The organism is Faecalimonas sp. LCP19S3_D12 (assembly GCF_052121495.1).
Taxonomy (GTDB): Bacteria; Bacillota; Clostridia; order Lachnospirales; family Lachnospiraceae; genus Faecalimonas.
Window position 1 is genome coordinate 75321 of the sequence record NZ_JBQKED010000001.1, and the last position, 22649, is coordinate 97969.

The following is a 22649-nucleotide window of genomic DNA, read 5'->3' on the forward strand; positions in this document are numbered from 1 at the left end:
GTATAAAAGATAATTTCCCTTTCATAAAGCTGATTTAGAACTTTTGAATCTTTCTTTTCACTGCTGCTAAAATTGCACTTACGGAAACCCCAAGCATCATCATAGAATTTCCAACTCCTGAGATATCCCCTGTCTGTGGCGCTGGTTTTCCACCATTACCATTTGGTTTTTCAGATGACGTATCTCCACTACCTGCTATCTTGTCGTTTGAATCTACTGTATTATCACCACCATCTAGTGTCTCATCCGCTCCATTTGGTGTCCCGGATGTCCCTCCACCGTCTGGCATTGTTGTATCTTCTTTCTCAGTCGTAAATGTAATTGTCGTCTGACTTGATGTCTGATTGTCTAATCCGACAGCCTCCACATTTATAGTATACACTGTTTCAGATTTCAAATCTTTCAATTCACAGCTTGTTCCTGTTATCAACTCTGTATTAATCTTCTCTCCATTCACATACACGTTGTATCCGGCAACACCCTCTGCGCCTGCCCATGTAATCACCGCAGAATGCGCTGTAATTTTGTCTGCCTTCACTTCTTCCGGTGTTGGCACAACAACTTCCTCTCGTTTCGCAGTGGTAAACTTCACAGCTGCTTTTTCAGAAACTTTTCCACCTGCTTCCACAGTCTCAACAGATACAGTATACTCTTTTCCAGCCTCAAGACCTGTCAAGTCATAGTCTGTTCCTATAACAAGTTCTGTATTCACCTTCTTGTCGCCAACATAGATATTATACCCCTCTGCTCCAGCTGCCGCTTTCCATGTGATATCCGCTGTTGTCTCGGTGATATTTATTGCCTCTACTTCTGTCGGCACAGCCACAACATGCTCTTTCGTAGTAAACGTTATTTCCGCATTCTCAGAAAGTACATTGTTCTTTCCAACAGCCTCTACTGCAACTTTGTACTTTGTTCCCTCTGTCAGACCAACCAGCTCATACATTGTCTCTGTCACCGGCGCTTCATTCTTTTTCTCACCATTGACATAGATGTTATAACTTTCTGCTTCTTCTACTGCTTCCCATGTAATGGCTGCTGTTGTCTCACCAACTTGATCTGTTTTTACTTTTGTCGGTTTTTCTACGAAAATTTCTTCTCCATGTTTCGCAGTGGTAAACTTCACAGCTGCTTTTTCAGAAACCGCTCCATCTTTTTCAACCGCCTCAACTGATACCGTGTATTCTGTCTCCGCTGCCAGATTTGTCAAGTCATAGCTTGTCGTTTTCACAAGCTCTTGATTCATTTTCTCATCGCCTACATAGATATTGTAACCATCAGCTTCGGCTACCCCTTTCCATATGATGGTCGCTGTTGTCTCACCGACTCTATTTGCTTTTACTTCTGTCGGTTTTGCAGCAACATGTTGTGCAGTTGTAAATTCCACACTCGTTTTCGCAGATAGCGTATCTTTTTCACTGATTGCCTCAACAGAAACTGTATATTTTGTGCCGGCTGTCAAATTTGTCAGTGCGCGGCTTGTCTCTGTCACAAGTTCCGTATTCACTTTCTCTCCGTCAACATATACGTTGTATCCCTTTGCGCCTTCCACTGCATCCCATGTCACAGTCGCAGAAGTCTCTTTGACCTCACTTACCGCTACATTTTGCGGCGCTTCCACAACATCTTTTGTAACATCCTCATAGAAATTTACCATACTTCCGCTGAAGAACATATTTTTACGACTGTCACTGCTGTATGTCTCAAGACCTTTCACTTTCAGATAAGTCCATGCCTCATCCGAGTTCAATGGAATCTGTTTTGCATTCATGTTATTTTCCAACACTTCGCTTGTCGTCAGTTCTTTCCATGCCGCTCCATCGTTACTTCCAAAAATCTTAACCTGTTTCCAACGTCCATTCACAGATGAAGATGGCACATATTCGATTGATGAAATATAGCGTGATTGATCAAATTTGAATACAAGTTCTTTCTCATCCGTGATATTGTAATTAGAGTGGTATTTTGTATTCGGATTTCCGTCGAGCAGATTCGCTGCCGCCTCTGTTGTGTTATTATTCTGTGAAGAGAATTTTTCCAGCGTCACATGCTGAAGCTGCAAGTACTGATTTTTCTCATTCACCTCTGCTGTCTTGAACGCATACGCTTCCGACTCCCCTGTCACATAGGTTCCGTGAGCCCCATAACGAATCAACACATTCTGATCTCCAGTGAAACGAAGCTCATTTTTCAGTCCATCCTGCGGATATGCCTGCCATGTCTTGCCGCCGTCTTTGCTGTATTCCAAGCTCTTCACATCTCCGACGAACAAGTCTTCTTGATCATTCAAGTATACTTTATTCTTCGGCGACTCTGTCGGTAAAATGTCAATCGTGTGAACGACATCTGTTCCTACCAGACCAACCTTAATATCCGTATCCGGCTTAATCTCTGCCAACTTGTCTGCCAGTGAAATCTTATGCTCTTCTGTGCCCTGCAATGTCGCCTCTGTCCATGTCTTTCCGCCGTCCAAGCTATATCTCACACGAACAGTAGACGTATCATAGTTGCTGTTAAGTACCAGTTTCCCTGCATCCTCACCGTCAAATGAGAAGCTCGCCAAAGCAGTCGTGTCGCCCTTTAACAATCCCTCCGCAACAATTCTTGCCACGTTCGGCTGTCTTGTTCCACTCTTTTCATAATCATTATCTTTTAGTGTTGATGCCTCTAGCAACGCATTACGACGCAGCGTATCCAATTCCATCTGGTGACTTGTATCTGTTACTTTCGCCCGAATCTCTGATAACAGATCACTCATAACCATCGGATAGTATTTGAATGTACGCTCAATCTCCTTCGCAAAGCTTAACGCCTGCTCGCTTGTAAGTTGTTCATTGTCAAGGCGCATATCTAACTTGCCATACCATGCGTCTAAGAATTTTGGTTCTTTTTTCAGCGCTTTATTAAGAATCTCTTCTTTTTTCGCTGCATCTGTAAAGCTATTCGCAAGAAGCGTATATTTCTTTGCCTCTACATATGTATCCCATTTGCCTTCCAATACATCCGTCACAAGTGTCACATAACTTGACGCCTGACCGTCTTTATCTTTCGTCCGATTTCCCCAGCCAAGCATATAGTCTGAATATTCGCTGTGTGTCTCGCGCCAGTTAAATACGTCATTCTGAATGTGCCACTCATACTGTCCTGTGCCGGCTTTTCCGCCCTTCGGATTCCACATCCATGTAACTGCCGCTGCATGTGCCGGTTGTCCGCATGTAATAGATGGACGCCCGAATACTTCCGCAAGGTTCGTGTACGACTTCGCAAAGGCCCCACACACGCCGCCTTCTTCCCAAATTGTCCACAGACGGATAATCTTCTTGCCATTCACTGAAGCTCCGTATTTCTTATCCTCGTCAAAATATCCGTCGAGCTTATATTTTGTTGTCCATTTCTGCTTGTTCTCTGCGCTGTAATACTTCTCGTCTTCGTATTTCCAATCCTTCAATTCATATTTCATATACATATAAGAATCCAGGAAATTTTTTTTATGTTCTTTCCCCCATGCCATGGAATAGTCCGCAAGCCAGTAGAACTCATCCTCGTTCATGCGGGCGTCAACCACCCAGCGCATCATCGGCACTGACAGTGCACGAAATTCTTTCGCAGACCACTTCCCATTATCAATCTTATTCTCAGCCGCCACAGCCGCACCTGCATCCATCCTTCCACCGTCTTTAGACAGCTCTTTATAAGTCGCATATCGCTTCGCCGGGTCTTGTCCCTGATATTTTCCATTCCAAAAACGGACTCCCTCCGGATTCGCATAGACTGAGGCTACCGAGATTGCAAGACGCAGATTAAAGTTATTCTCACTCTTGTCTTCAAAATCTGCTTTATGCGCGTTGTAAATCTTTCCAAATGCCACGAGCGAGTTGTAGTAAGTTCCCTGCGCCGGCTTCGGACCGCCATTGATGTAATACGACAGCGCATCCTCATTCTTCAAGAGATAATCAATCGCATCTTTGTAGACGCCATTCTGCATCGTATACACGTTGTGAAGCGTGTAAAAACCTGCCTTGTCCACAAGTTCCCGCTGATAAATCTTATGCGTGTTATCTTTTACCTGCTGTTCATTATTGTAATCAATTTTACTCAACTCCGCATCAAGCTCTTCCACTGTCTGCACCGGAAGATCATAACCGTCCGACGGCTTATAATTCTCTGCCACGAATCCTGCATTGGCATAAACTGCATGGTCACTTCCATTGCTTTTATTTTGATCTGCATAAAATTTAATATATTTTTTATTTTTAAGATCAATTTTGACATATTTAGCCTCATTTTTGACAACTCCGCTATTATATACCTCCTCCCAATTCTTGTTGTCATCAGAAAGAGAAATCTTGAATGTAACGCCGTCACTGGAAGTTGTTCTCGCATCAATTCCCAAATAACCTACAAAATACTTCTTTGTCTTTACAACATCCGTAATATTATAGATAACTGTCGATGTCGCATGTGCGCCAATACCTTTTGCGAACTTCAACGTCTCATTGTTATAACGCACCCAGAGATTATCTTTCTTTTCGTTGCCCTTATTGACAACGCAGTCTTTAAAAATCTGCCCCCAGTATCCAACGCTTGCAGACTCTTCTTTCAAATCCGACAAGTACTGAATGTTTGGGTTTTTGGCAATCACACCTTCTTCCACAGATGCGTCTGCTGCTTTTCTTTCCCGTTCTGAGCCGCTTTCCCCCACCGCCTGCTCTTCAGCCAAAACTGCACTCATCGGCGAAGTGAACACAGTAGAGCACGCGATTGAGAACACCAGTGTTCCCGCAAATAAGCTCATTAACTTTTTCTTTTTCACACTTCTTTTCCTTCCTTCTTTTGTTTTAATTCTCCGGTATCATTTATCGGATAAATTTATTGTCACATGCCTATATCTTTTTGTCAATAGCCACCGTTTGAACTGCATAAAATTATTTTCAATATTTATTCTATAAGAATTCCTCGGTAAATTTAATCTGTGTTTTACTGAGTTCTAAATTGATTTTTGATTTGTAATAGACTGGCAGATAATCCGGTTTCTCAGAGTTTCTAGTAAACTATCAAGCTTTTTCAGTAGCTAATACAACTTAACACAAACTATCCTCAAAAAGTAATCATTATTACTGTTCACTCCTAACCTCTTGATTCTTTAAAATCTGTCGAAATTTGATGAGCGGTTTTTTATAGTTTATGGACTATCTTATGGTATGATATATGTGTTACATATTCATTCTAATTTAATAGGGGGTTAATATTGTATGGGCGAAGTTCATTATATGATTTCAGAAGCTGCCAAACGTGTGAATGTTGAAACCCATGTTTTAAGATATTGGGAAGAAGAACTTTCACTATCTATAGGGCGCACGGAAATGGGACATCGGTACTATACAGAAGATGACATACAGCTTTTTTGCTGTATCAAAGAACTAAAAGAGCAAGGAATACAATTGAAAGAATTAAAGGGACTCATCCCTGATATGCTTCGAACGAGAGATAAACTTAAACTTCAAAAAGAAACTAAAGAAGAGCTAACTGTTTCAAACTCCACTGTTGAAGAACAACCGGATATGCCTTCTAATGAGTCATTGGAAAAAATTCAATCGCAAATAGAAGAAGTCTTTCAAAATGCACTGCTTGAAAACAATAAACTTCTTGAGGAATCTGTCAGTCAGGCTATTTCCCAAAGCATCCTCAAAGAAATGAATTATCTTTTTCAAGCTCAGGATCGGCAGGAAGAAGATCGTTATAAGAAACTTGATCATCTAATCCGTCAACAACAGACTTATCGCAAAGAATCTTCGCGTTCTGCACCAATTAGGAAGTTGAGAAAACTGTTCGAGACATAAACAAAATATACGACACTAATTAAGGCGGTTCAATTCCGAACCGCCTTAATTCATTTTAGCATTTTCTTCTTTTTTTTAAAATTACCACTGCTATCGCTAAAATCGCCACTGCAAGTCCACTCACAGTCCCCCCTACCGAAACTGTATCTCCAGTTTTCACATCATTTGATTTATTTGACTCATTGGAATCTTTATTTTCATCTGGTGCTGAAGTTTCTATTGCCTTTAACTCTTTTGCTGCTTTTGCAACTGCATCTATTGCCGCCTGCAAATCTTCTTTTGAAATATTTTCATCTGCAAGTGCAGCTTTCAACGCATTCATAGCAGACTCATAAACCTTCCAACTCTCTGCTGTATAATCGCCTTTTAGATAATAGCTTAAACACGCATCATAATATTTCTGTGCTTCTGTCTTGTCCGGTTTTTCTGGACTTACCGGACCCTTTTGTTCAAATATTGCATATGCTGTCATGTCTCCCTCAGCTGTTGTCTCTGCTGTGACAATGTCACCTTTGCCATCTTTCTCGGTATTCCATTCTTTGAAAGTATACCCTTCTTTTTCCGGTGCTTGTGGAAGACTTCCAATCGCTTCTCCCTTGACTACCGTTTTTGTCTCAATCGTCTTGTCCCCGTCTTTAAATGTAACAATCACATTTTCAGCACTCGGGGTTTCTGATTTTGTCAGAACATAGCGTTCTCCTTTTGTAGTCTCAAAAGTAACTCGTCCGTCTTTTCCTTCAACATCTGATACAGGTACTCTATCGCCTTTGCTATCTCTTACTTCAACATATTTCCAATCTCCGGCCTGTACCGTACAAGTTCCACCATTTTTAGAAAGAATAGTTGCTTCTGTCAAAGCTCCATCTTTCCAGCTCTCGCTTACTTCAAAGTTACCTCTTGCAACAAGTCCGCTCACAGAACCAGTTGTCCACTGATTATCCGGCATCGCTGGAAGCAGATTGATATATCCTGCGTTAGACTGTAATAGCATCTCTGCCACACCGCTTGTAAATCCAAAGTTTCCGTCAATCTGGTATGGTGCATGAGAATCCCAGAGGTTTGAATAAATACCTGTTTTAATAAACTGATTGATAATCTGGTAAGAGTGATTTCCATCACCTGTTCTTGCCCATGTATTCAATCTCTGTGCGATTCCCCATCCTGTCGCATTATCGCCGCGTTCTGTCAAAGAAACTTTTGCTGCATCCATATAAGCTTTATTTTCTACAGTTACCAAATCACCCGGATATACACCAAGTAAATGCGACATATGGCGGTGTTTTGGATCATATCCTGAAATCTTTCCACTTGCTGTCTGACCAAGTGCAGTCTCATCGTACCACTCCTTAATCTGTCCACTCTCTCCGATTTCGATTGGCTTTAATCCATCACGATATTTCGTCCATTCCCCAATCTGTTCGTCTGAAACTGTTCCTGCCTTGTTTGCATTCAGCGCCTCTGCCGCTTCGATACAGTCATTAAATAATTGCCATACAAGTACATTTTCATATACGTTTCCTGCTGTGTATGGACCATGCTCTGGTGAGTATGCCGGAATTGTTACATAACGTTTTGTTCCGTCTGCATCCGTCACTTCTTTTAAGATTGACATATAGAACTTTGCTTCTTCCACCAACATTGGGAAAATTTCAGATTCTAATTTTTCTATATCACCTGAATACTCATATGCTTCATATACATTCTGCAAAATCCACGGAACTGCTGCAGGAGACCACCCCCAGCTAAATGCCCAACCAGGACAAGTCCATCCAAATGGTGTATTTTGTGTATTTGCCATGAAACCATTCTGTTTTCCATCTGAGTTATCAATTCCAAAATAAGTAGATGCCGTGATACGCCCCGGTTCACGAAGCCCTTCTACATAGTCAATTAATGGCTCTGCACACTCTGCCATATTGGTCACATAGGTTGGCCAATAGTTCATCTGAAGGTTTACATTCATGTGGTAATCGCTTCCCCATGCTACCGGACTATTTGCTGCACCTGTACAATCTAGCCAAACTCCCTGTAAATTTGCCGGAAGTTTATCTCCTTCTCTTGTAGAAGAAATCTGCAGGTAACGTCCATACTGGAAAATCATCGTCTCTAAATAGGCTTTTTCTTCTGTGCTTGCCTTACCATCTTTATATGCTTTGATCAATTCATCGATTGTCTTATCTGATACTTCCTGACCAAAATCAATCTTTACTCTGTCATAAATATTCTTATAATCAGCCTGAGCATCTGCTTTTACTTTGTCATAGCCTTTTTCTACTGCTTTGTCCATGACCGCTTTCACATCATTTGCAAGTTCTGCGTCAGACTCTCCGGTACGATATTTTGGATATGTCATCTCATAATCTGTATCTGCTGTCACATAAATGTATACTTCTGTTGCACCACTGACAAAAAGTGTTCCTTCTTTATCTTCCATTGGAGCAACCTTTCCATCTTTTGTTACGACTTTCAGTCTTCCATTTAATTTCAGACCGTTATCTTTCATCTTACCTGCAACAACAATAGAGTCATCTGTCGTTGTATACGTCACTTCTTTTCCAAGAGCTGCATTGCTTGGTTGATCTACAGGGAAACTCACTTCAAACTCTAATGGACGCATCTTTCCTTCTGAGCCTTTGATTTCCTCAGCCGTCAGTTTCATCGCGATCACATTGTCCGGATAACTTGCAAAATATTCACGATAATAATGTGTATTATCTCTATCATAAGACACTGTTGCAAGTGCTGTATCGATATCCAACGCTCTTTCATAATTCGTTGTCTCTGTATGTTCTTCCTGCGGTTTTTCAGGTTCTGTCTCTTTCATCGTTGTCACGATACCGTCAAACGATACTTTGTTGTTTTTTACGCCTTTAATCGTAAGTGTATGCTCCTTCGATTTATCAAGTCCATTCACTTTCAAAAGGCTTTGTCTTGCAAATGCACTATCGTTTGTATCTACTTCTTTCCACTCTCCGCCGTCTACTTGGTATTGGAATTTTCCAACTGCATTACTTTTTGCTCCAAAAAGCTCAAATCCTGCTCCCTTGAATTTACAAGTAATCGTTGCATTCTCTGCCTTAGCAGCATCTACAAATACCTCATCCTTGCCAAACCAAGAATTAGCATCAGTTTCTTTGCTGCGGTCGTAACGAGCCCATTCTCCCTTAAACTGAGTCTTATCGCTTTGGCTTGTCGGATTCCAATCGATTGTCTCACCTTCTAACACTTTGAAACAATCAAATGATGTCTTCTTAGCAGTTCCATTTGCAGAAGATTCAAATTTTAATGTATGCTCCCCATATTCCAATCCAGAGATTTCAAAAAGAACTTGTCCTTCCTGTCTTGTCTCCTGAGTCATCGTTCCTGTAACTTTTGTCTTCTCATCTTCATCGACAACTGCTGTGAAATTTCCCATATCCGGACCTTTTACACCAATCATCTGAATTCCGGTTCCTGTAAATTTTACAGTCAATGTTCCCGGATTTGGATTATAGTGTTCTGAACCACCTTCCCAACTGCCTTGTGGATATGAAGCCCAACCATCACCATATGTAATCTGGTCGCTATTATCGCCGATAATTTGACTATCTTCTTTTGGCGGATCTATGCGGTCAAAATCAAGATAAATATCTCCCCATCCCTGATAAGCGCCATATTCTCTTGTGTTTGCTCCAACTAATGAATTACACATATTTGATGCATTGCTATCTCCGTTCAGAAATGCATTTTGTACTGATTTCACATAATCTGACATCGATTGTTCTCCAACCTTGTCGATATTTCCTCCCGTATGTTCCTGTGTCTCGGAAGGTCCACCATTCCACAATGTCTTTTGGTTGAAGGTAAGATGTTCCTTCTCCACTTCGCCGTATACATTTGCCCCCATATAAGAGTTTCCAATCGGAAGAGACAATTGCTGCCACCAGTCTGTATCACTTCCTGCCCCTGTAAAGTTTCCTGAAGAGCCTGTCAGCTCTCCCTTTGATAATGGTTCATCAAAACGAATCTTCATCGGATCTTGCTCTGTCTTTACGGAAGCCGCTTGTGCAGTTGATGTCCCTGTCAAATTCATTCCAGATACCGCTAACATTGCTGCCATCGTTCCGCCAAGCACTCTTTTAACGCATGTTTTACCTTGCTTTTTCCATCTCATCATGCTTTTTCTCACTTTCCGCATTCCTAAAATAATGCTATTTACATAATTTTCCTTTTTATTATATCTATTTAGCATGGCAAATACAACAATTTTTTCACCATAAAATCATTTTTTTAATTTATTTCGCCCATTATATTTTCATTCAAAATACAATTATATACAAAAATCGCTATCAGTTAATAGCGATTTTTAGAAATTTGAAAAGTTATTACGTTTTGAAACACAGTGCCTTTTGGAGCACCCGGATTCTCTCCTTTTAGATAAAAACTAAATACTTTCTTACTCCCTTTTATTCTTCTTGTTCCATCATATTGAAATGCTCCCCTTAGTTGATTAGCTACCTGATGAGTATCTGCATTATACAGATCTACCTGAATCGCTGTTCCATACGTCGCCGAAGTCATCTCTCCACTCCTGATAAAGAAGAATCTCCTGTAGAAAACAAGATGCTAAAAAGCATTGAATTCTACGGGAGATTTCTATTTTGAAATGAATGGGCTAAAAATCCATATTAACTGATAGCCCATATTAATCAATTTAATTTGTTCTTTTACGTCTGCTCACAATACCGACGGTTCCAACTGAAGCCAACATAAATAACATTAACCACAAATAGGAATTGTTGTCTCCTGTAGTTGGTGTATTTTTATCCGTTTTGTCTTTATTTGTATTGTCTGGCTTTTCCGGTGTTGGATTGTCAACTTTTTTCAGAAGTTTTTTCGCTTCTTCAAACTTACTTGTAAGCTGAGAAACCGCACTGTCTACTTCTTCTTGTTTCGCATCTTTATCATCATATACAGCCTGTGCATCTACAAGAACTGTTTTTAATGCTTCCTTGTATGCCTCAATTGATTTCTTCGTGTATACGTTTTCTTTTAAGTCGCTTGTAAACTTGTTTACTTCATCCAGCTTACTCTTCAATGCCTTTTTATCCACCTGATCCGGTTTTGGATCTGGATTCGGATCTGTAGTTGAATCTTTTACTGTCACTTCTATTTCTGCTTTCATGTCTTTCGGATTCTGAATGCCATCTATCAATTGAAGTGTTCCTTCTAATGTATAAGTTCCTGCTACATCTCCATTATAATTTCCTTCAGTCCATTTTACTACAAGTTCTGCATCTAATCTTACTTTCTCTAATGTAACAGTAACTTTTTCTGGAAGTTTCAAATCCTTAAATGCTGTTCCTTTTGAAACTTCGATAGGCTCAAGTGTTCCAACTCCTACAATTTTCTGTCCCTCTTCCTGACTAAATACAAATGAAAATTGTGTCGGCAGTGATTGGTTATTGTTTTTATCTACTGCAATGATTTTTACAACATATGTCTCGCCTGCTTTTAAATTCTTCATCGTATATTCTTCTGTATCAACTGTAGCAGCATTTTCTCCATTGACATAAATAATATATCCGCCTATTTCTGTTTCTTTTGGTGCTTTCCATGCCAATTTCACAGAAGAGCCATCTAAGATTACTTTCTGAATATCCGTTACTTCCGGTACAACTACATTCTCTTCTTTTGCTGTTGTTGTCACCTTCACTTCAATTGCTTTTTGGGATGTTCCACCTTCATTGACCGCATACACTTTGAATGTATATTCTGTCGCAGGGCTCAGATCTGTCACTTTCAAATATTCCTCATTTGCTGAAAGTTCTTTGTCTCCGTATACAACTTTATAAGAAGTAGCTCCACGTACCGCATCCCATTTTAATGCAACAGAAGTGCTTTCCACTAAGACTGCTTTTCCTTGCTCCTTGTCTACAACTGGTGCCTGTGCTTTTCCAAGCGCTTGCATCGCATCTTCCAATTTCTTCACTGCGTCTTTAACTTCTTGGTCTGTCGCATTATCTTTGTTCATGACTGCTACTGCTTCATTATATACATTCTTGAACGTTGCCCATTTTGTCTCATCATACGCTGTTTCCGACAATTGAGAAGCTGCTGTGATTACATCCTGTAATTTAGCTTTATCTACTGTAACAGATTGTGCTGGTTTGAGCACTTTTAAGTAATCAAGGTTTGCCTGTGTCTTTCCACGTTCTTCAACAATCACGCATTTTACTGTATGCTCTTTATTCTGTAAATCTTTCTTTGAAAATAAGAGTTGCTGATTGTCTCCACTACTAGACCCATTCAAAGATTGCTTTCCATAGCTTGTACCATCGATAAATACCTCTAACGCTCCAAAATTCTCATGTTTCTGAACATATACTTCAATTCCGGTTCCGCTAAACTTGTATTCAAAGTAGGCGCCTTTTACACTACACTCCGTCTTTGTACCACCATGATGTTTATCTCGCTCACCCGCCCAGTTACTCCAGTTATGCTCACTCCATGTAATATTCGGATTTTTCGTTCCCTCAGTTCCACTTGCCGGCACTGTTCCATCTTCTACAATCGTTTCTGTGACTTCTCCATCTTTCTTGATTGCCACTTTAAACTCTTGTTCTCCGAACTTAGAAGTATCTGCATTCGATACCGCTTTAATCTTCACAGTTCCATTTTTCTCTTTAAATGTTACCAGACCATTTCCATCAACTGTTGCGATGCTTTCATCTGACGAAGACCATGTAACACTTTGGTCTTTCACTTCCGCTTTCGTGTCTTTTCTTGCTTTTGCAACTGCCGCAAGTACATCAGCTTTCATCTGAACTGTACTATTTGCTTTTCCAACAGTCGTAATTCCTGATACGCTGGATACTTTTACTTCACTTGGCTGCTCCGCTGTCTTATCCAGCACTTTAAATGCATCCAACTCAACCTTTGTTCCTCTGCTGGCTTCAGATTTTTCATTTTTAACAACTAATTTAATCGTATGCTTTCCATATTCTAGGTCCGTTTTCTCATATACTTTTACTTGTCGTTTTGTCTGTGCTGAATAAGTATCTACATCCTTATCCTTCTTACCGTCAATCCATACTTCATATAGTCCTCTATCCGCATTGGTAACTGTAATCACTTCTATTCCGGTTCCTACGAATTCCAAAGTCGCAGTCTCTCCACCCGTTGGTGAATTGATAAACTGACAGGTATCATTGTAGTTTCCTTCTGGCTGTGTCCAATTTCCCCATCCTCCTTCGTATACAATTCGAGAATCTGCGTTATCAATCATACCCGCCATATTCCTTAAATCTCTCACAGATACTTTCTCTGTTTTTTCAGATTCTTCTTTGCCTACAACCGCAGACACCTGATATTGAATGTTTTCAAAGTGTTCATCAATCGCTGTATCCCTGTAAGTTGTCTCTGAAAGACCTGTTTCAATTTTCTGAACATCTCCACCATCAATCTGACGATACACGTTATATTTAACACCTTCTCCATCTATCGCATTCCATGTAAGATCAATTCCTTCGTCCACAGTACGCTCTACTGTCAGACCAGATGGAATAGTAATAGATTTTGGAACATCCTTGATTGTATATGTCTTTCCGGCTTTTGTCTCAAAAGAAATCTTATCTTTGCTGAGTGATTTCAGTTCTACAACATTTCCCTCTTCATCAACAACTGTTGCAAGAGATGCATTATCCATCTGAACTGTTGCTGTTCCTCCATTCTTTGATAAAATATCAGCTCTTGTTACAGCACCATCTGCCCAATCCATGCTGACTTCAAAATTGCCACGTGCAATTAATCCATCTACACTTCCATCTGCCCATACATCCGGTAATGCCGGAAGAAGGTTGATGTATCCCATATTACTCTGCAATAACATCTCAGCTACACCTGATGTATAACCAAAGTTACCGTCTATCTGATATGGTGCATGTGTATCCCAAAGGTTTGTCAAAATTCCTTTTTTGAACAAATCTGTGATTAATTTATAAGCCTTATTTCCATCTCCGAGTCTTGCCCATGTATTAATACGCTGTCCCATACCCCAACCGGTACTTTCATCTGTACGGTATTCCATAGATACTCTTGCAGCCTCAAACCATTCCGGTGTGTCTACAGAAATCAAATCTCCTGGGAATAATCCAAGCATATGCGATAAATGTCTATGTCCTGCCGCATCACTTCCCGGTACACTTCCTAAAGTTGTTTCTTCATACCATTCTTTAATCTGTCCATCTGCTCCGACCTCAATAGGTCCTTTCAAATCAGCTTGATTTTTCTTCCACTGCGCCACTTTATCTTTATCGACGCCGAGAAGCTCTGCTGCTTTGATTGTATCCTCATACAGCTGCCAAATCAAAGTATGCTCATATGTATTCCCTTCTGTTCTTGGTCCATGCTCTGGTGAGTAACTTGGAGCTGACACTAGTTTCCCATCTTTATCTCTTACAAGCATCTGATCATACAGAATTGCTTCTTCTCTCATCATTGGATAAATGTTTTCTTTCATATACTCCAAATCACCGGTATACTCATAGTGCTCCCAACAGTTCTGTAAAATCCACGGTACTGCTGCCGGTGACCATCCCCAGTTAAATGCCCATCCCGGACAAGTCCATACAAATGGGTTATTCTGTGTATGAGCCATGAAACCATTTTCCTGACCTTCTTCACTCTTAATTCCCGCATAAACTTCCGCAGTCACACGTCCCGGTTCCCGCAAAGAATCCACGTAATCAATGAGTGGTTCTGCACACTCTGCCATATTTGTTGAATAGGTCGGCCAATAATTCATCTGTAAGTTTACATTCATATGATAATCTGAATGCCATGCAGAATTATTTCCACCAACCCAAATTCCCTGTAAGTTCGATGGCAATGTCGCTCTCGACGCATCATCTTTTGGAGTTTCCCTTGAAGATTCAATGGTCAGATAACGTCCATACTGGAACAACATCACTTCTAAGTAACGACGTTCTGCATCCGTAGCATTTCCAGCTTTATATGCATTTAACAATTCATTGGTAGTCTTCTCAGATGGAACCTGTCCAAGATCAAGTTTTACACGCCCGAAAATAGATGAATAATCTTTTACATGAGCCTCTTTCAAAGTATCATATGATTTTGCAGAAGCCTTATCCACATAAGCTTTCACTCTTTTTGACACTTCTTCCTTTGACTCTCCTGTACGGTATTCTGGATAATCATTCTTATAATCCGTTCCGATAGACGTAATAATTGTAACAGTCTTTGCATCTTTTACTGTTACTTTATCTTTATTATCTTCCGTCTTTCCTCCTTCAGTTAAAACCTTTGTATGAGAACTGAACTGCATCTGGTTATCTTTCAACTGTCCATCTATGGAGAGCAACCCATCTTTTACAGTCGTCTCCCAATCTCTCTTATAAGATTGTTCCTGTGGCTTATTGCTTCCGCCACCTTTTTCATTATCCGGCTTCACACTGACATCTAGATTGAGTTTTTCATCTCCATCTGCTGTCAATCTTGTCACAAGAACATTGTCAGGGTAACTCACAAAATTCTCTCTCGTGTAATGTGTGCCGCCCTTGTCGTATTCCAAGCCTGTAATAGCAGTATTCAGATCCAAATACCTCTCATAGTTACTGACTTCAGCATTTGAAGCATAGTCAAAATCAAGATACATATTTCCGTAACTTAAATAATATCCATATCCATTCACTCCGGCATCATCAGAAACACCTGTAAGCTGATCACATTTTGCACTTGCGGCACTGTTATTCCCTTCCGCAAATAATTTTTGAATTTCTTTGAGTGTCTCTCCGTTCTTCCCTTGTTGTACTAAGTTACCTCCATTGTAATCTTTTCTGCTGTCACTTGGTCCCCCTGACCATAATGATTTTTCATTCAGCTGAATACGCTCTTTTGTCTCTCCGCCAAATACGCTCGCACCAATTCCACTATTTCCTATTGGCAGAGACCATTTTTCCCATCCATCATAGCTATCAGCTGCAGGACTGTTATACCACAGTTTCAATTCATTATTGTTTGTTTCTTTCTCCTGTGCACTTGCTTGTGGAAATGCCATTCCAGATGTTGCCACAACTACAGCACATGCACCTGCCAAAGCACGTCTCAAATGTTTTCTTTTCATAATTTCCCTTTTAATATTTTTACATTTTTTCCTATTCTTTCTCTACCCTCCTCATTTTTTTTTGCAATTTGCACATATACACTTTTCACTATACCACACTTTTTAACTTTTTAACATATTTTTTCCATTATTATCCATAAAAATAATCATTTTATATAAAATGACACGAATCAAAAAAATGATTCGTGTCATTTAGTATACATAATGTTTTATATTTAACTTATTTTGCTTCTTTTTTTGATCACAACAACTACCGCACCTGCAGCCAGTAGCATTATAACAGCTGTCATTCCCCATGTTGTCATATCACCAGTTGTCACGCTATCATTTCCACCGTTGTTGCTACCGTTATTTCCACCATTTCCTCCTGTTTCTGGTGTTGTTTGCTCTTTACCTGCATCTTCCAGCTCTTTGTTCATTACTTTTGTAATATCTATAAGTGCTTTCAATGCATTATCAACATCATTCTGTGTTGCGCTTTCATTCTCAAGAATTGCTTTTACATCGGCAAGTACCGCCTGATATTTTGCCCAATTTTCTTTTGAATGATTCATCTCTTTATAGTAGGCAAGGCATTCTTTGTAGAATTTTTCTAATTTTGATTTATCTACAGATGGTTGTGGTTTATCAATCGGTTTCAAAGCACCTTTCGCTTCCTGCAATGCTTTTACCGCTGCATCAATCTCTTCCTGAGTCTTTGCTGTATTGATAACTGCTTTTGCATTTTTCAATGCCTGTATGAATGTTTCCTTCTCTTTTCCATCTTGATACTGAGACAGATCCAACTTCTCATACTCTTCAATTAAAGCTTTTAACACTTCTGTATTCAGTATAACTGTCACTGTACATTCCGCCTTTAATCCTGCCGCATTCTTAACTGTAATCGTTGCTGTTCCGGCTTCCACTCCAACGACCACTCCATTTTGATTGATTCTTGCAATCTTTTCATTCGAAGAAGTCCATACAAGTCCTGTCAAAATAGTACCTTCTTCATGTTTTACTTCCAGTTTCACTTTCTCTCCAGCCTTGATTGTAGCATCATCTAATGTTACTGTTTCTGCAACCTTCTGTATACGAAGTGGGACTACTTCTGCAATTGCCGCAAAGTTTCCTTTTCCTTCTTCTACGTAAATCTTAATTGTTCTTACCATACGCTTAGCATCTCTCACTCCAGAGACATCTTCAAACATATTTGTAATCCACTTTCCGCCTGCTCTCTGTGCATCATCAACGGAAATTGTCTCACTGGAAGCAACTTTATTTCCTGCCTCATCAAACGCTTCATAGCGATACTGATATACTATACCATTTGCTGTTGACGGTCTTTGCTGGAATTTGAATCCATCTACGGACAATTCTTTTCCCAAATCTACTGTAAGAACTGCCGGATTATCTTTGCTTACTACAAATTGTCCTCCACTGTATCCTGAATGCCAGATTGTAGATGTGTCTCCATCAGAAGCATTGATTGCTCCCGCATTCTCACTTTGAGTCTCCTCTGTGTTTGCAGAAGATGTCATATCTTTCAATTCCTCTCTTGGAATCTCTATGACAGCGCTGTCTGCCACCTTCACCTCAAATGTAACTTCTTTATCTTTTGGCAATTTTGCTGTCAAAGTTGCTGTTCCCGCTGAAAGTGCTTTTACAACACCCGCTTCTTTGTCTACCACTGCAACTTTGTCATCACTTGTTTTCCATGTAATCTGATCCAGATTATTGCCATAGATTTTTGCTGTCTCACCTTTGTAAAGTTCTGTATTTTCCAATATAACGGATACTGCATCTTTCTCTTCTGTGATTACAAGATTATCCAATGTAAAGTCTGTCTCGCCGACCTTTGTGTTTCCGGCTTTTCCATTCGAATAAAGACCAATCCATGTCTGCCCACTTCCGCTGCCGACTACTTCCATTTTCACATGCTCACTCTTACCGCGCGCCTGTGCAAGACAATTTTCTTCTGTCGGAGCTGTGTAAGTTGTTCCATCACCGATTACCATTGCATATCCTTTATCCGGACCTGACTGATAATCAAATTCTACCGTGTACACTTTACCCGGCTCAAAGCGGAAATTCTGTGGAAGTGTCTGATAAATAATGCCCGTGTTTGCTCCGTGATGCTTCACCGACCATTCACCTTCAATGACATCATCAATAAGTCTTCCGCCCCATCCTGCCTGTGTATATGGCTCATTTTTCTGAGACAAATGTGTCACCGGGTCAGAGATTCCCTGAGCCGAACTCAATACAAATGGATACAATCCCTGTACGACTGTCTCAAAATCTTGTTTAAACACACCATCTTTTTGGAAGTTATTCAAAGATTTTTGCACTACACGAATGTCGTCCATATAAGTAGAGCCATCACCATAAGCCCTGGAAAGTGTCAACTGTGCAGTCTCGCTCTCTGCCGTAAAGGAAACTTGCATACGCTGCATCTTGCTTCCGTTCTTCTGGTCACTCTTTACATAGTTATTGAGAATCGAACGCTCTGTATAATTAGAAACTTTCTTTTCTCCTGCATTGACTTCAATCGAAGCTTTTGCATCACTGTTGTTTTCCACATAAACTTCTGCTACATAATCTGTACCCTTTTTCAAACCTGAAATTGTAGTTGTCACAGATACGCTATCCATAGGACTGTTAAATGCCAATCTCTGATCACCTGTGTCTGCTTTTTCTACTACAACTGCATTGTCATTGATATCTCCTGACCACTCATCTGCAGATAATCTTTCACCGGCTGCATAGCCATTGAATCCTGGATCTGTCACATAATCGTACTCTCCAAAATCATTTGCAAGTTCTTTCACTCCTGCCGCATTGCCTTTTACTAAAACATAAGCAGTAGCAGCCTTTGCATCCAATGTCACTTTACCGCCAGATACAGCCACGCTTGTCTCATTGATACGTCCTTGGTCAGAAAGCTCGTACATCACAACATTTGCAAGTCCTTCCCATCCATTTGGAAGTTCCCATGTTGTCTGTCCACCGTCCAGATTCCAATGATATAACTTTTCATTGCCATTCTGATTGTCTGTCCATGGGAGCAGATATGTTACATCATCTAATACTTTCTTGTCATTTAATGTAATTGTACGCTCAATGTTTTCATCATTACGCTGTTCTTCATTTCTTGTGACAACAACCTTATCGCCATTATCATTTCTCAATGTGATCTGTTTTTCATGGTTTCCAACCGGAGACTTTCCTTCTTCGTAATTCTCCCAATCTGTCACATAATAGTGCTGTAAGAATTTTGTCGGTAAGTTCTGGTTAAATGTCTGAAGAATGTAGTTGTCGTAATCTTTATCTCCGCCCCATCCTTCAAATCCATACAGGCGATATCCGCCAAGCAACGGATTGTCTGCTGTTCCACCAAATTGTGGATAATTCAATACTTGAGAATCTCTCTGATCATTTCTGATAAAACGAATAATATCACTGTTAAATCCTTTTGAAGTTGCTCCACCATACGCTGCATCTGTAGACCAATGCTGCCATGTAGAATCATATTCCCCCTGTGCACTGAACTCTGTAGAGAATCTCCATCCTAATGAATTGATTTCTTCTGCGATTCTTCTTGTCTCCCACGCATCCTGATACCATACATCAAGATAAATGAAATCCATATTATCTTCCAGCGATTCTGCTTCTTTCTTTAATTCCGCTTTTGAAGCATCTACTGTTCCCTGAGAGTCTTTAACAGCTTCCGGCCATTTAATACTCAGGTGCTCTGTATTGTTAATTCTGTCATACAACTGTACAAAACGTTTCCATCTTGCCTGACTTGATAAATCCCACAGCTTATTAATTGTCACAGACTGGTCTAACCAACCCCATCCATAACTTGAAGATCCTTCAATCATCTTCTCATTGAAAGATGCTGCTTCCGGATAGATTTCCTGTGCATTGACGTGAATACCAATCTCAGTATTATAGTCATGTGCAATCTTAATTAACTCTTGAAAATCTTCCACTCCGCCTTCTCTTTCTGCAATATCAGCATACTCAGAGTTTGCAGAGTCATGTCCTTCGTTGCCGTATCCTTTCAACATAACTGCCTGTGGAAGACCGTCTGTTGCAAGATATACTTTCTTAATATTATCTGCTGTTGTATGGTATGGGTTCGATGCCATACTTGCAAAGTTCATAACAATACGATAGTTTACTAAATCTTTGATATTTTCTGAGCCATATGGAATGTTCATGATATCACGGAATGCAAGTGCACCGTCATTCCAGTCAATTGTCTCATCGCCGTTTGCATCTGCTGCGATTGCAACTTTTGTACACGGAAGTTCACTTACCGGATAAGCATCGTATTTTGAAGCATTCTTCTGTCCGTTTTTATCTCCTAATTCATAGTACCATGCAGAGCTTGTAAGACTCATTGTATCTGCGCCATTATTGCGGATGACACGTTTGTCTCCTTCTATCTCGGAATTGCTGTAAAGACCTGCGCTTAGTTTTTCATTTGTCAGGAATCCATACAGATATCCATCTGTCTCAGATGGTACAAATCCATCTTTAAAATCAATAAACACATCTCCAGAAGCAGTTGTTGTTGTAGATGTCTTTGCTCCTGCAAAGTTCGCTCCTGTCTCCACTGCATCTACAGTCAGGAGGTTGAGTCCCGGAACATCTATTGTTGCGATTTTCGCACATCCTTCTGCCTTTTCTAATTTTACAACTTCCCAAGTCAGGTCATTTTCTTTTACGCTGACTTTGACATCCATATCCAAATTGATATTGTCTTTCTCCATATGCATCGCATATGTTCTAGAATCAGCTGTGGTCTCTTTTACTTTCACTGTCGGAACAATAGAAACACCATTAATCGCCACTTGATTCAACTCTGTCTCATTTCCACGGAAATATGTATCTGCAATCTCCTGTCCATCTGCAAGCATCTGGTATCTTGCAACAACCGGAAACTCTTTTCCAATATATACTTTCATCTCGTCAGATGAAATCGAATCGTATTTAGTCAGATCCAACGGAGCTTTTAATTCCAGTTCTATATCTTTTACATTGTTCTCTTTATCTTCTACTTTTACTTCACCGGAAAACGCCTGATATCCTGGTTTGGAAACAGCCATGTTATAAGTCCCAAGCTCCAATCCGTCAAACTGATATTTTCCATTTGCATCAGTTGTTGCAGACTTATTTCCCACACGAACAGTTGCATCAGCCAATGCACCTTTTCCTTTTTCCGTAACAGTACCTGTAAGTGGTACAAGTTTCGAATATGTTTTCTTAAAACTCTGTCCATCACGCTCTGCACAGAATACCCATTTGTCTTCCATACAGTTTTCTTCTCCGTATTTAACGTCGGCAAAAGAAATTGTTGTTGCACCGTTTGTTTTCACACCAAAACGACCTTTTCCAGCATTTTGCTCGCTGAATTTGATCAATGACTGATTTGTCACACGCTGCGTCACTCCGTTTACCGTCACGGATAATGTCTCTCTGTTTAATGAGATAGACATCTGAAGCTCTTCTCCTTCTACCGGCGTCGGCAGACCAGGAATTCCCGGATAGCTTTCTTCCCCATTCAGCTTATACTGATAATACCATTTACTACTCGGATCATATCCAACATACAGCCAGTTATTATCATTTACATAAGTATAGAATACTCCCCAGTTACCGCTTGGCTTTACAGCAAGTGAAAGTTCTCCTGACTCTTCCATCTTCTTGTCATCATCAAGAAGCAGTACCGGTGCAGCTTTGCTCGCATCGCCATAGGCGTGTCCGCCACCATTGTTGCTTCCACCTTTTAGTTCAATCCATGCTCTCCCTTCACCTGAAGGTGGTTCCGGATCTGTGCCTCCATCTCCGCCATCCGGTACTTCCACAGATGGTTCCCATACCTGACCTACAAGGTCTTTGTACAGAGTCCAACTGCTGTAGTCTGTGTATGCAGTCTCACCCGCTTTCACATCTGAGAAATAAATATCTGTATACTCCTGATTGTATTTTCCGGCACCAAATCCAATCTTTCCAGATTGTGTTTTCAAAGCTGTAACATTTTCATTATTTACCACAGCTTTCCCACTTTGTTTTGTAGTCTCATTTTCCACTGTAATGTTAAGACCATCTTCTTTATAGGAAGTGCTAATACTTAACACATCTTCTTTGTTCACAACCGGAAGATCACTTAACGAAGGCCAACTTTCTGCTGTTCCATTCTTATACTGGTAGAACCATCCGCTTGCCCCATCGTAAGCTAAGAACCCCCAATGTGTATCATCCACATACTTCGTCACAAAGCGTAGTCTTGTCTGAGCCTTTTCACTCGCCACCTTTATCTTTGCACTTAAATCTTCTCCAGTAACCTTTTGACTAGACAAAACAAATGCTTCCGGCGTTGCACTGCCAAAATGCCCATTTGCATTACCACTTCCGGCTTTCAGATGCGCCATCATCTTTGGTGCTGCCAACACATCCAGTGATGGCATATAACTGAGGAATGTTGTGCACACCATAGCAGCTACTAATAAGATTGCCGAAAGTTTTTTCATTAACTTTTTCATACTTTCTCCTTTCCTTTTTCGTACAATTTTTGTTCTTTTTACTTTGTACACTTTTATTTTACTTTTTTATATTAGCATATTTTTCCAAATGAAACACTATTTTTTTACTAATTTATGCCATTTTTTACATTTACTTCATCTTCCCTTGAA

General features: G+C 40.2%; 6 protein-coding genes. 1 reads left to right on the top strand and 5 read right to left on the bottom strand.

Going from position 1 to position 22649, the window contains the following annotated elements:
* Positions 1-34: 34 nt before the first annotated feature.
* Entirely contained in the window at positions 35-4813 is a 4779-nt protein-coding gene (locus ACTQXY_RS00365; protein WP_441657801.1) for a fibronectin type III domain-containing protein, read from the bottom strand.
* Between the two features lie 439 nt (positions 4814-5252).
* On the opposite strand from ACTQXY_RS00365, the gene ACTQXY_RS00370 reads away from it, so the two are divergent.
* Positions 5253-5840 carry a MerR family transcriptional regulator gene (locus tag ACTQXY_RS00370; protein WP_441657802.1) on the top strand — a complete coding sequence of 196 codons (588 nt, stop codon included), beginning with the start codon at positions 5253-5255 and terminating at the stop codon, positions 5838-5840.
* A gap of 55 nt (positions 5841-5895) precedes the next feature.
* Here the strand turns inward: ACTQXY_RS00370 and ACTQXY_RS00375 are convergent, their stop codons facing one another.
* The 4 genes from ACTQXY_RS00375 to ACTQXY_RS00390 all read right to left on the bottom strand — a co-directional run bounded on the left by ACTQXY_RS00375 (position 5896) and on the right by ACTQXY_RS00390 (position 22499).
* Positions 5896-9996, bottom strand: coding sequence for a glycosyl hydrolase family 95 catalytic domain-containing protein (locus ACTQXY_RS00375; protein WP_441657803.1), 4101 nt, complete (start codon positions 9994-9996; stop codon positions 5896-5898).
* A gap of 176 nt (positions 9997-10172) precedes the next feature.
* Positions 10173-10400 carry a hypothetical protein gene (locus ACTQXY_RS00380; RefSeq protein WP_441657804.1) on the bottom strand — a complete coding sequence of 76 codons (228 nt, stop codon included), beginning with the start codon at positions 10398-10400 and terminating at the stop codon, positions 10173-10175.
* Between the two features lie 133 nt (positions 10401-10533).
* Entirely contained in the window at positions 10534-15963 is a 5430-nt protein-coding gene (locus tag ACTQXY_RS00385) for a glycosyl hydrolase family 95 catalytic domain-containing protein (protein WP_441657805.1), read from the bottom strand.
* Positions 15964-16178: 215 nt separating this feature from the next.
* Entirely contained in the window at positions 16179-22499 is a 6321-nt protein-coding gene (locus tag ACTQXY_RS00390) for an endo-alpha-N-acetylgalactosaminidase family protein (protein ID WP_441657806.1), read from the bottom strand.
* Between the last annotated feature and the right edge of the window lie 150 nt (positions 22500-22649).

Bases quoted from the DNA above. Each gene is read 5' to 3' on its own strand.
- ACTQXY_RS00370 (WP_441657802.1), top strand. From the start codon at position 5,253: ATGGGCGAAGTTCATTATATGATTTCAGAAGCTGCCAAACGTGTGAAT.
- ACTQXY_RS00375 (WP_441657803.1), bottom strand. From the start codon at position 9,996: ATGATGAGATGGAAAAAGCAAGGTAAAACATGCGTTAAAAGAGTGCTT.
- ACTQXY_RS00380 (WP_441657804.1), bottom strand. From the start codon at position 10,400: ATGACTTCGGCGACGTATGGAACAGCGATTCAGGTAGATCTGTATAAT.
- ACTQXY_RS00385 (WP_441657805.1), bottom strand. From the start codon at position 15,963: ATGAAAAGAAAACATTTGAGACGTGCTTTGGCAGGTGCATGTGCTGTA.
- ACTQXY_RS00390 (WP_441657806.1), bottom strand. From the start codon at position 22,499: ATGAAAAAGTTAATGAAAAAACTTTCGGCAATCTTATTAGTAGCTGCT.